This window comes from Streptomyces iconiensis (assembly GCF_028657195.3).
Classification (GTDB): Bacteria; Actinomycetota; Actinomycetes; order Streptomycetales; family Streptomycetaceae; genus Streptomyces; species Streptomyces iconiensis.
Genome location: NZ_JANCPR020000033.1, coordinates 75795 through 90027 on the forward strand (window position 1 = coordinate 75795; position 14233 = coordinate 90027).

Consider the following 14233-nt stretch of genomic DNA (forward strand, 5'->3'; position numbering starts at 1 on the left):
GGCCGGCGACGGCCTGCCGAGCCCTGCGAGGACGACTACGAGGGGCGGCTACGAGGGCCATGAAGCCCTGGGAAGACGCACGGGCTCCGTGGAGCGCTTCCGCGGTCAGGACTGGAGCAGCAGGGTGGCGAGGACGAGTGCTCCCGCGCAGCTGCAACCCACGTGCTTGGCCTTGATCCCGATGCTCAGCAGCAGGAAACCCACAAGGCCAAGGACCCCGAAGCGCACCTGTACGAGTTGCTCGAACGAGACAAGGGCTATAGCGGCGATGAGCGCGATCAACGGCATGACGGTCCCTCCTTCAGAGGCATGAGGGGAACGGGCGTTGCTGGTGGTGCGCCCATGCGCCGTTGGACGGGCGAATATCCGGGGCCCTGACTGCCTGGAGCGGGCCGTGATGGCAGTTGGCGAACTTGTCTGCCACGTTGGGGAGTTGGCGGCCAACCTCACGAGTTACATGCCCAGTTGTCCACCATTCGAAAACACTTGGCATACAACTCCCGTGCCCTGGCCGGAAGTTATAGGCTCTTGGCGTGACCAGGAAGCGTGACTCCTCAAACGGCCGTCGTCCACGCGACGTGGTCGCCGACACCCTCCGTGAACGCATCCGGAACGGCGAATTCGAGCCAGGCGCCCGCCTCCCGACCCAGCGCGAGCTGGAGACCGAGTTCGGCGTCAGCCGCAGCGCCGTACGCGAGGCACTCGCGGCGCTCGCCCAGGACGGCCTGCTGGAGGGCATAGGCCGAGGCGCCTCACCGACGGTAGCCATCCACGCTCGCCCCGGCGACGCGCCCCGAACGGCGGGAACCGAACTCGGCGAACGGCTCTACGCCGCATTTCAAGCCGACCACGTCACCATCGACGCCTTCTCCCTCACCACGGAGACCCTCAACAACGCGCTGTCCAGGCCACAGGTGGACATCATCGAGGGCACCCTGGCGCCGGAGTCCGTCACCATACGGATCCTGATCCCCAGCCTCGGAGCCCGCCTGGCCCTCCCCCGCCTCATGAGCGGCCCCGACGACCCTCGCCCCCTGGACCGCCTCCACGAGATGCAGCGGACCTATACCAAGACCCTTGAGCTGATGCTCAGGACGATGGGGGACCGGAGTCGCGTGGGGGAGGTGCGGTTCGAGATCCGTACCGTTCCGATCACCCCGACCCATAAGCTCTACCTGCTCAACAGCACCGAGGCACTCATGGGCTACTACCCCGTGCTGGCCGACCAGGAGGTCGAGTTCCGCGGGGACCAGCTGACCATCTACGACGTGCGCGGTGTGGAATCCCGGCTCTTCCGCTTCTCCTCGGGAGCCGACAGCCGGGACGATCAGGAGGCGGCATTCGTCGAGGAGTCCCAGCTGTTCTTCGAGTCGCTCTGGTCAACCATCGCAAAGCCGTTCTCACCCGACTGAACGGGACCTTTACGGCGAAACCCCATTCCACCGCGAGCGCGCGGCGATAGTCTCCCGCCCCGTACACACTCGTGCCCGCCCGTGCCCGTACAAGCCCTGGTCCGTACGCATCCGTGACCGGGCCCCGCACAGGCCCGTACCTCGTATCCCGTATCCCGTATCCCGTATCCCGTATCCGTCAGCGAAGTACCCCGTGAGTGAAGTGCCTTCTGTGAGCGAACCGGTGTCGCGATGACCTCCCCCCGTACCCGCCCCGCGCCCTCGCTGCCGCTGCGCTGGCACCTGCTGCGCCACCGGTTCGACCGTGACCGTTTCGCGCTGGAGGGGCACCACCACCGCAATGTGGTCGTCGCGCTGCGCGAACCGCTCGCCTCGGCCGTGGGGGCGCAGGCCGGCGAGCTGGGCAAGTTCCGCACGCGGCTACGCACTCCCGAGGTCGTGCCGCGAGCCTGGTACGACGAGGGTGCGGTCCTCCAGGCGGTGAGCCCTTATCTGCCTGCCGTACCGCGTTCGCTCACCACCGACCGGCGGCACGCACTGCATTCGTACGTCGACGGCGCGGCCCTCGCTGACTCCGCGCCTCCGCCCGGGCCCGTGGGCAGGGAAACGCTGCGCCGGATCGCGGCGCTCCTGGCCTCGCTGTCCGATGTGCCCTCGCACGCGCTTCCCCCGCTCCCCGAGGGCTGGCCGGAAGAGGGTGACAGCACGACGTTCCTCCAGCATCTCGCCACGTTCGCGCACGAGAAGGTCTACGTCGGCAACCTGCGGCGCTTCGGTGCCCTCTTCGACGCGCTCGGCGTGCCCACCGACGCGGTGGAGCGCTTCGGGGTCGAGGCCAAGCGGCTGACTCCTCGCCCCTACGGGCTGCTGCACTCCGACGTGCACAGGGCCAACCTGGTCGTGGGCCACGGCTCATCCGGGCCGGGCGGCCGACTCACCCTCGTGGACTGGGAGAACGCGCTCTACGGCGACCCCCTGCACGAGTTGGCCACCCACACGGTGCGCATGGAATACCCGCCGGAGGAGAGGGCACGGCTTCTCGGGCTGTGGCGCAGGGGCATGCGCGCCAGAGGGAGCGGTCACGTGGAGAAACTGGCCGCCATGAAGCGGGACTTCGCGCTGTACGTCGACTTCGAACACGCGCAGTCCGTTTTCCCCGACACCATGCGCGCCGCACTCGCGCTTCCGTGGCTCGCGCGCGACGAGCACTTCCACAAGGCGGCGCTCCGTGTCCACCGCGCGCTCTCCCGCGCCCGCGCCCCGCTGCAACTGACGTCCGTGCCGGGCCTGCCGGAGGTGGGTGCCGCGCTCAGGGCCTGGCACAGGAAACACAGAAACGGGGCGCTGCGGGTCCGCTTGTCACGGCGTTCCCCCAGGTCCATCGCCTCTGTACGCGAGGCGTTCACACGGGGATAGTTGTCGCCCGCCACTTTCCGTGAGGACGTCTTCCATGCAGGACCTGACCCGTTTCCCGGGCTCCACGACGTGCGTGCTCCTCGACTTCGACGGCCCCGTGTGCACCCTGTTCTCCGCCTACCCGGCCGCTGCCATAGCGCGCAGACTGGAGAGGCTCACCGCGGAACTCCCCTCCATGCTTCCCTCCACCAGGGAACGGGCCAGGACCGCCGAGGACCCCTATGTGCTGCTCCAGGCGGCGTTCGAGGACCCCGGCGCCGTCGCCGACGGCGCCGCCGGGGCGCTGGAGCGCCTGCTCACCGAGGAAGAGGTGACCGCCGCCACCGGCGCCAGGCCCACCCGCCACGCCGACCACGTCATCCGCGCCCTCCACGAGGCCGGGCACGCGCTGGCCGTCACCACGAACAACTCCCGTGAGGCCGTGGAGTGTTACCTGGCCAGGCGGGGACTGCTCGACCTGTTCGAGGGCCATGTGCACGGCAGGACGCCGGGCGGCCCGCTGCGGCTCAAGCCGGCCCCCGACTGTCTGGAGCGCGCGTTGGAGGCCGCCGGCACAGCGGCCCGGGACGCGGTGATGGTCGGCGACCACCCACGTGACCTGGAGGCCGCCCGGGCAGCGGGAGTCCGGTTCGTGGGGTACGCGCGGGACCGGCGGAAGGCGGCGCAGCTGCGCGGGGCGAGCGCCGCCGAGGTCGTGCGGTCGCTGCCGGAGCTGCTGCGTCTGCTCGACCCCGCAGCGTACGAACTGGCTGCCGCCCGCTTGCGGGACGACGTGGCGGGTCGTACGTAAGGTGGCGGTATGACGGACGCACCCACTCCCGAGAGCGACGAGCCCGCGCACGATCCCGAGGTGCTGGAGCTGGCGCAGAAGATCTTCGATCTGGCGCGGCACGGCGACACCGACAAGGTCGCCGCCTATGTGGACGCGGGGGTTCCCGCCAACCTCACCAATGACAAGGGCGACTCGCTGCTGATGCTGGCCTCCTACCACGGACACCCGGAGACCGTGCGCGCGCTGCTGGCGCGTGGCGCCGATCCCGACCGTGCCAACGACCGGGGGCAGACCCCGATCGCGGGTGCCGTGTTCAAGGGCGAGGACGAGATCGTGCGCGCGCTCCACGACGCGGGCGCCGATCCGCTGGCCGGGCAGCCCTCGGCCGTGGACACCGCGCGGATGTTCGAGAAGCGGGAGCTGCTCGGCCTGTTCGGCGCCGAGTAGCCCCCGCTTCCGCTGCTGCCTCTGTTACCGCTGCTGCCTCTGTTCCTCCGCTGCTCCCCGTTCCCGCGCTGTCTCTGGTTCCGCCGCTTCCTCCGGCTCAGGCGCCGTGCGGGTGACCGCCGTGACCGTGGTCGAACTTGAGTACCTCGGGCGGCATGACGGTGAAGGGCCGCATCATGCCCATGTCCTCGTGCTCCAGCAGGTGGCAGTGGTACATGAACCGCCCGTGTGCGCCGTCGAAGCGGCCGAGTACGGTCACCATCTGCCCGGCCGGCACCTGGTAGGTGTCCTTCCAGCCGGTCTCGTTCGGCGCGATCGGGATCGGCCTGTCCGGCTGGAAGACGACGGGACTGCCGTCCCGGGTGCCGCCGATCGCCGGGTCGAAGCCGGAGGCATCGTAGGCGTCCCTGGCCGTCAGTTGGAAGTCGGCAAGGTGGATGTGCATGGGATGGGTGGGGCCGCCGAGGTTCAGGAAGCTCCACTGCTCGACGTCGTTGTGCGCGACCTTGAAGCCGAGCGTGTCGTCAAACGTGCGAGCGATCCTGCGGTACGTCCTGAGTACGCCGTCCCTCCCCCTGAGCTGCACGATCCCCTCGGCCTGGGTGAGCGGCCCGTCGCCGACCTCCTCGGTGACGTCGGTCATCTCCCAGATCTCCGGGTGGCCGCCGCCACCCACCGTGCCGGGCGGGGTGAGCAGGATCAGCCGGTGGTTGTGCGGGATGTCGTGGCCCAGCCGCTGGAAGGTGCCGGACAGCGTCGCGGGCAGTACGAACGGCTCGCGGACCGGCTCCTTGTCCACCCGGAACTCCATGACCTGCGGGTAGGCGACCCCCGCCGCCGGGTCGGGCGTGCCGAAGCCCTTGGTGCCCACGTTGACCAGGCGCAGCTTCTTGCCCCGTAGCGCGCGGAAGTCGATCAGCAGGTCGAAGCGTTCGGCCGGCGCGGCCGGGAGCACCTTGCGCCGGGCCGGGTCCGGGTCGTCGGCGAACGTGATGTCGACGGGACGCGGCAGCAGCCCACCGTCGCTGCCGATCTGCTTGACCGTGCCCGGAGGTACGGGAACGCCCTTCTCGTCCACGAGCGCCAGGTTGTAGACGCGCGCGTTCGAGGCGTTGACCAGCCGGAAGCGGTACCAGCGCGGCTCGACCTCCAGGTGCGGCCAGATCGTTCCGTTGACCGTGGAGTAGGGGCCGCTGAACGGCAGGGTGATGTCCTTGCCGGACTCGGGGTTGGGGCCGAGGCTGATCACCTTGTGCAGGAGCTGCCCGTTGAGGCGTCCGGTACCGGCCCCGGCGTCGTCGTCCACGTCCAGGTTGCGGTCGGCCAGCACCAGCGGCACCTCGTACTTGCCGCGCGGCAGACGCAGCGCGTCCTCCTCGGCGTCGCGGATGAGGTAGGTGCCGACGAGCCCGGCGTAGACGTTCCACCGGGTGATGTTCATGGCGTGGTCGTGGTACCACCACTGCGTCGCCTGGTGGTTGTTCGGGTACTCCGACAGCTGCGCGTCGCCGTTCGCGACGGCGTTCTCGGCCCAGCCGTCGTTGCCGCCACCGGTCTCGGCACCGTGCAGGTGCGTGACGATCCAGCCGGGCAGCGCGGCGACGTTCGGGTCGGGCTTGACGCCGTCCCTGCCGGGGTGGTTCGTGTTCGGGTCGGCGGGGTCACCGCGCTTGACGGCGACCGAGGTGACCGGGAAGGTGCCGGTCAGCCGGTTGGTCCACGCCACCCGGATCCGCTGCCCCCGGCGCACCTCGAAGGTGGGCCCAGGGAAGTGGCCGTTGTACGCCCATACGCGGGTCGGCGGCAGTTGGGAGTGCAGCCGCGTCCAGGTCTCGGTCAGCTCGATCTCGACCTGGGTACCGCGCGGGTCCGTGGTGGGCACGGGACGCAGCACGGGCGGCACGCGTAGCGCGTCGACGTACGGAGTCAGTTCCTCCGCTGTGGCTGCTCCCGCGAGTTTCTCCTCCTCGCCGGGCGCGAAGATTTCCTCGATTGTTTCGATGAACTCGGACAAGGTGTCCCCCCGTTGAACTGGTCGTGCCCACACGCCGCAACGGCGGCACTGCGGGCTTTCCTGAGTAACGGGACGTCTGAGACACGAGGGAGAGTTGCCGTCATCCCGGGCCTTCGGGCCGATCCACGCACAGGTTGCGCCGCGTGAGGGAGCCAGCGCTAGCGCAACAGCACGAGAACCGCTACTCCCCCCGGGGCAGGTTCCCTGGGCGCGGGCCGCACGCCGATGTGACCGCGCGGGCTCGGCCCGCGACAGGCCGGCTCGGTCCGCGACAGGCCGGCTCGGCCCGCGTCAGGCGGAAGGCGTCGCCGTATGTGCCGGCTTGCGGGCCTCGATGAGAAATCGGGAGGAGTGGGCGACGAAGGCGCCCTCCGTGGTGATCAGTTGGTGCAGTTCGCGCAGGCGGTCGTGGTAGCGCTCGACGGTGAAGCCGGGGACCATCCAGATGACCTTGCGCAGGAAGTAGACGACGGCACCGATGTCGTGGAACTCCATCCGCAGGCGCTCCGAGCGCAGGTCCACGATCTCCAGTCCCGCCGCCTCGGCCTCGGTACGCGCGTCCTCGGGGCGGCGGCCCTTGCGTGCCTCGGGCTGGGGGCCGAGGAAGAACTCGACCAGTTCGAAGACGGAGGCGGGGCCGACATGCTGCGCCAGATAGGTACCGCCCGGCTCCAGCACCCTGGCGATCTCCTCCCACCAGGCGCGTACCGGATGACGGCTGGTCACAAGGTCGAACGCGCCCTCGGCGAACGGCAGCGGAGGCTCGTCCGTGTCCGCGACGACGACCACGCCGCGCGGGCGCAGCAGGGCCGTGGCCTTCGCGACGTTCGGGGGCCACGCCTCGGTGGCCGCCATCACCGACGGCAGCCTTTCCGCGCCGGCGAGCACCTCGCCGCCGCCCGTCTGGAGGTCCAGCGCCGCGGTGGCGGACGCCAGGCGTCCGCTCATCAGCCGCTGGTAGCCCCATGAGGGCCGCTCCTCCGTGGCCCGTCCCTCCAGCCAGGAGAAGTCCCAGCCGTCAACGGAAACCGACTCGGCCTCACTCACCAGCTCTTCGAACGAACGCATCCCGTCATCCTCACAGGCCCCATGCGTCACAGCCAACCGAATTCCGGGCCCCGCCTGCGGGGAGGCGATTCAGGCCACTCGGGAGGGCTCGGGGCCCGGGAGGGGAACCCGGAAGGGGGGTCCGGGAGGCGGACCCGGAAGGCGGATCCGGGGCACTGTGTGCGGGATTCAGGCGTGGAGCCAGTAGCCGGAGCGTCGTTTCCACAGGTCGAGCAAGGGGGCGTCGCCCAGGACTTCGACGGCGTGGCCGTCCCGTGCGGGGCGGCCGTAGAGGTGCAGCAGGAGGTCGGTGAGCGGGGCCCGCGCGGCAACGGTGGCCTTGGCATGACCGAGCTGCCATACGGGGTGCTCCCCGGTGAGGTCGACCAGCCACTCACCGGCGCCGGGCGCCGCCGTGTCGGTCGCGTGGAGGTGGAGCGTACGGCCGGGGCCGAGCAGCGGGGGTTCGCCCGCGCGGGACTCGGACGACACCTCTGGGAGCGCGGCGAACTCCATCCACTCCCCCACCGCGTCCAGCGCCACCTCCTCCATGAGCACGTACTCAGCGCCCACGGCGAGCGCCACATCGGCGCGGTGCATGGCCGTCTCATGCGTCATACGGCGGGCCCAGAACACCGGCGTCCTGTACCGCTCGGGCACCGGGGTCCACAGTTGGGCCTCCGGACCCGCCTCACGCAACGTCTCCGCCAGCCGGACGGCACCCTCACCCAGCCAGGCGCGCAAGGAGTCCGCGCTCTCGTGCTCCCGTTCAGGTACGTCGTTCACCTGCCTGTCCGGGACGAGCCCTGCCGCCCGGTTCCGCACGAGCGTCTCGACCCAGCGATGCGCCCCGCCGATGTGCCGTACGAGTTGTCCCAGGCTCCAGCCGGGGCAGGACGGTACGGGCGCTGCCATGTCTGCGCCGGCGAGCAGGTGGCGCACGCCGTCCGTCTGCGCCGGGATTTCCGCGCAGTACCGCGCATAGCTCAGCCGGTTCGGGTCGTCGGCCGGTGGGGGCGTCGAGGTCATGGGGCAACGGTACTGACGCGTGCCACCTCCCCCGTCTCCAGCGCCACGTGGATGGCTCCGTCCGGACCGACGGTCAAGCCATGCGGCTCACCTCCCGGCGCCGGCAGCGGGTGCTCCGTGACGTGGCCGTCCGGCGCGAGGGCGCCGACGCGGTTGGCCCCCCACTCCGTGAACCAGCAGACCCCGTCCGGTGCCACCGCGACCGCGTGCGGCTTGCACGCGCGGTCGGGCAGCGGGAATTCCTCGATGCGGCCTTCCACGGTGATCCGGCCGATCTGACCCGCACCGATCTCCGCGAACCACAGCTCCCCGCCACCGGCCGGTCCTGTGTCACCGGCCCCCCTTCTGTCACCCGTGAGGCCTGGTCCGTCCGCGAGGGACGGGCCGCAGGTGATGCGGACGGGTCCCGCGCCCTTGGTGGGCAACGGGTAGACCGTCACATGGCCTTCCAGGTCGATCCGGCCGACGGCGTCGGCCTTGTGCAGCGTGAACCAGAGCGCTCCGTCGGGGCCCGCGGCGATACCGGAGGGGAACCCCCCACTCAGCGGCAGCGGGAACTCGGTGACCTCGCCGTCCGTGGTGATGCGCCCGATCCGGTCCGCGTTCATCTCCGTGAACCACAGTGCCCCGTCGGCACCCGTCACGATCCCGTACGGTCCGCACTGCGGTGTCGGCAGCGCGAACTCCGCCGTCTCGCCGACCACCCGCACCCCGTTCGCACCCCCGCTCCCGCGCTCCTCCCCGGCCGCGAACCGGTCTCCGGCCGTGAACCTGTCTCTGTCTCCGTTCCTGGGTCGGTCTCCGTTCCTGGGTCGGTCTCCGGCCATGAACCCGCCCCCGTTCCCCGGCCCGTCTCCGTTCCCGGGCCGGTCTCCGGCCGTGATGCGGCCGATCCTGTGGTCTCCCGTCCGCGCGAACCACAGTGCCCCGTCCGGTCCTGGGGTGAGGACCGTGGGCGTGCAGGCGGGCGTGCCCAGTGCGTATCTGTCGCTGTGGCCGTCCATGGTGAGCCGGGCGATCTCGCCGGAGTGCGCCAGCGTGAGCCACAGCGCCCCGTCGGGTCCGGTGACGATGTCGTACGGGCCCGAGCCCGGCTCGGCCACGGTTGTCAGTTCCACGCGCGTCTCCTCGGTGTGTCTCATGTCCTCGGTGTCTCTCATGCCTCGCCCCGGCCCCGGGGTGTCAGCTCCATGCGCGTGCCCCGCCAGCGGTGGCGCAGGAGACGGTCGTGGCTGACGACGACCAGCGCGCCCTCGTACCCCTCCAGCGCCTGTTCCAGCTCCTCCACCAGTGCGGGCGACAGGTGGTTGGTCGGCTCGTCCAGCAGCAGCGCGTCGGCGGGTTCGGTCAGCAGTCGCGCCAGGGCCAGGCGCTGCCGCTGGCCGGTGGACAGGTGCCCGACCCGCACCGCGAACCGTTCCCGGGTGAACAGCCCCAGCGACAGCAGCCGTTCCGCGTGCTCCTCCCACGCTCCTGCGCGCCCGTACGCGTACGCCTCCAGCAGGGTCATTCCCGGCCGCGCGTGAGCGAGTTGGGGGTCCTGGCCGAGGTGCCCGATGCGGCCTCGCCGGATGACACGGCCCGTGCCGGAATCCAGCTCCCCCGCCAGCACCTGGAGCAGCGTGCTCTTGCCCGCACCGTTGGCACCCGTCACGAGCAGCCGCTCGCCTGCCGCCAGGGCCAGGTCCGTACGGCGCAGCCGCCCCGCGACCGACACCCCTTCCGCCGCGATCACGACCGCGCCGGCACGCACTTCCCCGCACTCGCCTCGCGGTTCCCCCTCGGGGTCGCTCACACCCCCGGGGGCACCGATGCCGCCTGTGCCGCCTGTGCCAAGGTGGCCGTCGGCTGTTCCGAGCTGGCCGTCGGCTGTGCCGGGGTGGCCGTCGGCTGTGCCGGGGTGGCCGTCGGCCCGGGGTGCGTCCGCGCTCTTGGGGCGCAACGCCCGGGCGAAGCGCAGGGGCTCGGGCGGTGGGGGCACCGGGTCGGCGAGCAGCCGTCGGAGCCGCTCCTCGGCGCTGCGCACTCTGCTGGCGAGCGACTGCTGTACGCGGCCGGCGGCGCGGTCGTACGCCATCTTGTTGCCGTCCTTCATCGCTCGCCCCGGCGCGACCCTGCGTGCCGTGGTCGCCGCGGCCTCCTGGAGGCGGGCGATGTCGGACCGCCATCTGTCGTGCTCCTCGGCCCAGCGGCGTCTGGCGGCGGCCTTGCCCTGGAGATAGCCCGCATACCCGTTGCCGTACCGGACGACCTGCTTCCGGTCGGCGTCGACTTCCAGGAGGGTGCTGGCGACGCGCTCCAGGAACGTTCTGTCGTGCGAGACGGCGACGGTCGTACCGGGCCGTGTGCGCAGGTGGTCTTCCAGCCAGGTCAGCGCGGCATCGTCCAGGTGGTTGGTCGGCTCGTCGAGCAGCAGTACTTCGGGGTTGGCGGCGAGAAGCGCAGCCAACCGCAGCCGGACCCGCTCACCTCCGGAGAGGCCGCCCACGGCGCGGTCACGGGGCAGCCGCACCAGACCGAGCCCGTGCAGGGCACGTTCGACGCGCGCCTCCGCCTCATATCCCCCTCGCGCTTCGAAGAGCGTGAGCAGCTCCCCGTACTCCCCCATGGCCGATGCGTCGCCCTGGGACATCGACGCTTCGAGGGCGTGTAGGCGTCTCTCCATGGAGCGCAGCTGTCCGAGCGCCCCCTCGATGACCTGCTGGACGGTCAACTCCGCGGCAAGCCGCTCCTCTTGAGCGAGATAACCGACGCCACCCTCGGCGCGGAGGACGACCTCGCCCTCGTCGGGCAGCTCCCGTCCGGCGAGGAGCTTGAGCAGCGTCGTCTTGCCCGATCCGTTCTCCCCGACGATGCCGGTGCGCTCACCCGCCGAGAGCGTGCAGGTCACCCCGTCGAGAACGGTCCGGCCTTCGTACGACCTCGTGACGGCGTGTGCCGTGATCTGTGTGGGCATGGCGGCTCTCCGAAGCGTTCAGGCGTGGTGCGGCCGACTGGGACCGCGGGACCGGACGAACACTTCGAATGAGCATCAGCGATTCCCCCTACTGCGACGGATGTAGCGTTATGATGATGGCATGTCGTCATCCGAGTTGGCAACCCCCGCCCGCCGCCCCGGCGGGCGCAGCGCCCGTATCCGCTCACAAGTCCTCGATGCCGTCGGCCCGTTGCTGGTGGAGTACGGCTATGACGGCCTGACCGTCGACGCCGTCGCCGCCCGCTCCGGCGTGCACCGCACGACGGTCTACCGCCGCTGGGGAGACGTCGGCGGGCTGCTCGCCGACGTACTGGAGGCGGCGGAGGGCGACAGCTGGCGCCCGGCTGACACCGGCTCACTCCAGGGCGATCTGACGGCGCTGAACGAGGAGGTGCAGGCCGGGCTCACCGAGGACCCGCCCGTTGCCCTCGCCCTCATCGCCGCATCCTTCCGCTCCGAGGAGGCGACAGCGGCGCTGCGCCAGTTCTGGGACGACCGCTATGCGCGCTGCGAGCCCGTCGTCGCGCGCGCGGTGGAGCGAGGAGAGCTGCCGGCCGCGACCGACCACCGAAAACTGCTGGTCACGGCCACCGCACCGCTGTACCACCAGCTCGTTCTGCTCCGCACCCCACCGGATCCCGCGCTCCCCGCCGAAGCCGCACGCACCGCAGCGCTCGCCGCCTCAGCGGGCGCGTTCACGGTGGCCACGGCGGAGGGAGGGGGCAAGACGGAGGAACAGGGCAAGGCGGGGTGACGAGAGGAGACGGGACCAGACGTGCCTCCTGTGCGGCCCGCTCCAGGCGAGTGCGGTAGGCCGCCCACCAGGAACGGTCGCCGGGTGGGTCCTGCGCGCCTCGCGACCGAGCCGATACGCGTCCGCCTCGCGGATGAGCTGCTCGCAACGGGCATGGTGCAGCCTCTCAACGTCCACGCCGAGCCCCCTCTCTCCCTCTCCCCGCCCTCTCCCTCTCCCCACCCTCCGGCCCCTTAGCGCCGAGGCCGCAGCACGTCGGCGATCACGCAGCTGACGTTGTCGGGGCCTCCGTTGCGATTGGCGAGGGTGACGAGTTCCCGCACGGCTGGTTCGGGTGCCGTGGGTGACGCGAGCACCTGATGCACGGTGCCGGTCGGTACGGCGGCGGTCAGGCCGTCGGAGCAGAGGAGGTAGCGGTCACCCGGCTCGGCGTCGCACAGCCGGGTGTCGGGTACGACGCCTGCGTCGCCGCCCGTCAACGCGCGGGCCAGCAGGGCTCGTTGGGGGTGGGTGGTGGCCTCTTCCGGGGCGAGGCGGCCCTCGTCGACCATCGACTGAACCAGCGTGTGGTCGTGCGTGATCTGGAACAGTTCGCCGCCGCGCAGCAGGTAGGCGCGGGAGTCACCGACGTGGACGAGGGCGAGCTGCGAACCGGTCCAGAGCATGGCGGTCAGCGTCGTACCCACCTCGTGCGGTGCCTCGCTGGAAGCGGCGATTCCGCGTACGGCCTCGTCGGCGCGTTCGATGGCCTCTTCGAGAACGTTGAGCAGGTCGCCCGCAGGAACGGGCCCCGCGCCTCCCCCGCCGTGCGTCCCCGGAGCGTGCGCATCCAGTCTCCTGAGTACGTCGACGGCCGCCGCGCTCGCGGGACCGCCCCGCTTCCCGAAGCCGTCGGCGACGGCGAGCACGCCTGATCCCGCGTAGGCGGTGTCCTGGTTGCTCTCGCGAACAAGCCCGGTGTCGGACAGCGCCGCGTAACGGATCTCCAGAGGTGCGGTGTTCCGGGACATCGTGTGCTCCTTCTCCGGTGCCCGGTGCGAGCCGGGCATCCCTGACAGGTGCTCGACGAGGAAGGACGCGAGATCCCGACGCTCGGCGGTCTCCGCCTCGACCTGCTCCCAGAAGTCCCTGACCTCGCACGCCGCGCCCCGCGCATCCAGCTCGCACACGTGCTTGATGCGGGCCAGCGGCATACCGAGCCGCCGCAGCCAGGCCACCAGCCGTGCGCGTTCGAGCTGTTCGGGTGCGTAGAGGCGATAGCCGGTCGACGGGTCGACGCGTGCGGGGGTCAGCAGTCCGAGCTGGTCGTAGAGCCGTAGCGCCTTCGGCGAGAGCCGCGACGCCTTGGCGAAGGCACCGATGGTAAGCACCTCACACCGCCCTTCCTCACACCGGGCACACCGCCCGGCCCCACCGATGCTGTGGCTTGCCCCAAGGTGAAGGTCAACCGCCGTCACCGACTGCCGGATTGGGCCCGGCTCCCTCCGCTCCCCTCCGCTCCCTGCCTCCCCTTTCCTTCCTCCCCTTTCCTTCCTCCGCTCCCTTCCTTACCTACCTCCCCTTCCCGGAGAAGCGGGAAGGTGGCGTGCCGAAGGCGCGGGTGAAGGCGGCCGTGAAAGCGGCGGGTGAGGCATAGCCGAGGCGGCCTGAGACCTCGCTGACCGATGCGGTGCGCAGCAGCGGTACGGCTGCGAGCAGCCGCGCGCGTGCCCGCCAGACGGCGGGGCTGTCCCCGGTCTCCGCGCGGAAGCGCCGGGTGAACGCCCGTTCGCTCATGGCCGTACGCACGGCCCAGGCCGCGTTGGTGACGCCGGCGTCGGGTGCCACCAGGTACTCGCGGCAGAGCGCCGCGAGATCGGCGGAGGCGGGGATCGCGACGTGGAACGGAAGGGGGGCGCGCGCGGCGATCTCGTGCAGGAGGAGTTCCGCGACGCTCCCCTCCCGCCCTGACAGGCTGTAGTCGGCCTCGAACTCGACGGCTGTGAGCAGCAGTTCGCGCAGCAGCGGCGGAACGTCCACGACCGTGCAGGTCGCGGGCCACCAGGGGACGGCATCCGGCTCGATGTAGAGGCTCCGGGTGCTGACCCCCAGCATGCGGACCCGGTGCAGGGTCGCGGCCGGAATCAGTACGGCGCGCTCGGGCGGAACGGTCCACGTGCCCTCCGCCGTGTCCACGACCATGACCCCGGTGGCGCCGTAGAGGAACTGCGCGCGCCGGTGCGCGTGCCAGTCCAGTACGTGTCCAGGCGGGTAGTCGGTGCCGATCGGGAGGACCGCCCGGTCCACGTGGTCGATGTCGTCCAGCGAGACGTTCTTCACCTCTCCACCCTACTGGCTGAGACGCGAAGGAATGGTGCCGAACATC

General features: G+C 71.0%; 13 protein-coding genes. 5 read left to right on the top strand and 8 right to left on the bottom strand.

Annotated features, from left to right (window positions below; all coding sequences use genetic code 11):
• Positions 1–105: 105 nt before the first annotated feature.
• Entirely contained in the window at positions 106–288 is a 183-nt protein-coding gene (locus tag NMN56_RS28865) for a hypothetical protein (RefSeq protein ID WP_274044860.1), read from the bottom strand.
• A 245-nt stretch (positions 289–533) separates the two neighbouring features.
• Here NMN56_RS28865 and NMN56_RS28870 point away from each other — a divergent pair, with 245 nt between their 5' ends.
• From NMN56_RS28870 to NMN56_RS28885, 4 genes are all read left to right on the top strand, one after another.
• Positions 534–1412, top strand: coding sequence for a winged helix-turn-helix domain-containing protein (locus NMN56_RS28870; RefSeq protein ID WP_274044859.1), 879 nt, complete (start codon positions 534–536; stop codon positions 1410–1412).
• Between the two features lie 231 nt (positions 1413–1643).
• On the top strand, positions 1644–2828 hold the full coding sequence (locus NMN56_RS28875; protein WP_274044857.1) for a phosphotransferase family protein: 1185 nt from the start codon (positions 1644–1646) through the stop codon (positions 2826–2828).
• Positions 2829–2862: 34 nt separating this feature from the next.
• Entirely contained in the window at positions 2863–3618 is a 756-nt protein-coding gene (locus tag NMN56_RS28880) for an HAD family hydrolase (protein ID WP_274044856.1), read from the top strand.
• 9 nt (positions 3619–3627) lie between these two features.
• Positions 3628–4047: an ankyrin repeat domain-containing protein gene (locus tag NMN56_RS28885; RefSeq protein ID WP_274044855.1), complete on the top strand. Its 420-nt coding sequence runs from the start codon at positions 3628–3630 to the stop codon at positions 4045–4047.
• Positions 4048–4144: 97 nt separating this feature from the next.
• Here the strand turns inward: NMN56_RS28885 and phsA are convergent, their stop codons facing one another.
• The 5 genes from phsA to NMN56_RS28910 all read right to left on the bottom strand — a co-directional run bounded on the left by phsA (position 4145) and on the right by NMN56_RS28910 (position 11093).
• Complete coding sequence (gene phsA / locus NMN56_RS28890) at positions 4145–6061, bottom strand: O-aminophenol oxidase PhsA (protein ID WP_430542731.1); 1917 nt, start codon at positions 6059–6061, stop codon at positions 4145–4147.
• A gap of 291 nt (positions 6062–6352) precedes the next feature.
• Positions 6353–7129 carry a class I SAM-dependent methyltransferase gene (locus tag NMN56_RS28895; protein WP_274044854.1) on the bottom strand — a complete coding sequence of 259 codons (777 nt, stop codon included), beginning with the start codon at positions 7127–7129 and terminating at the stop codon, positions 6353–6355.
• A gap of 168 nt (positions 7130–7297) precedes the next feature.
• Positions 7298–8137, bottom strand: coding sequence for a maleylpyruvate isomerase family mycothiol-dependent enzyme (locus NMN56_RS28900; RefSeq protein ID WP_274044853.1), 840 nt, complete (start codon positions 8135–8137; stop codon positions 7298–7300).
• Positions 8134–9255: a Vgb family protein gene (locus tag NMN56_RS28905; protein ID WP_430542732.1), complete on the bottom strand. Its 1122-nt coding sequence runs from the start codon at positions 9253–9255 to the stop codon at positions 8134–8136. The genes NMN56_RS28900 and NMN56_RS28905 overlap by 4 nt, the downstream gene beginning before the upstream one ends.
• 38 nt (positions 9256–9293) lie before the next feature.
• Positions 9294–11093: an ABC-F family ATP-binding cassette domain-containing protein gene (locus NMN56_RS28910; protein WP_274044852.1), complete on the bottom strand. Its 1800-nt coding sequence runs from the start codon at positions 11091–11093 to the stop codon at positions 9294–9296.
• A gap of 121 nt (positions 11094–11214) precedes the next feature.
• Between NMN56_RS28910 and NMN56_RS28915 the strand changes: the two genes are divergently transcribed.
• Positions 11215–11868, top strand: coding sequence for a TetR/AcrR family transcriptional regulator (locus NMN56_RS28915; protein WP_274044850.1), 654 nt, complete (start codon positions 11215–11217; stop codon positions 11866–11868).
• A 233-nt stretch (positions 11869–12101) separates the two neighbouring features.
• On the opposite strand, the gene NMN56_RS28920 is transcribed toward NMN56_RS28915, so the two are convergent.
• Positions 12102–13238, bottom strand: coding sequence for a MerR family transcriptional regulator (locus NMN56_RS28920; protein WP_274044849.1), 1137 nt, complete (start codon positions 13236–13238; stop codon positions 12102–12104).
• A gap of 181 nt (positions 13239–13419) precedes the next feature.
• Positions 13420–14187 carry an AraC family transcriptional regulator gene (locus tag NMN56_RS28925; RefSeq protein WP_274044848.1) on the bottom strand — a complete coding sequence of 256 codons (768 nt, stop codon included), beginning with the start codon at positions 14185–14187 and terminating at the stop codon, positions 13420–13422.
• Positions 14188–14233 lie beyond the last annotated feature (46 nt).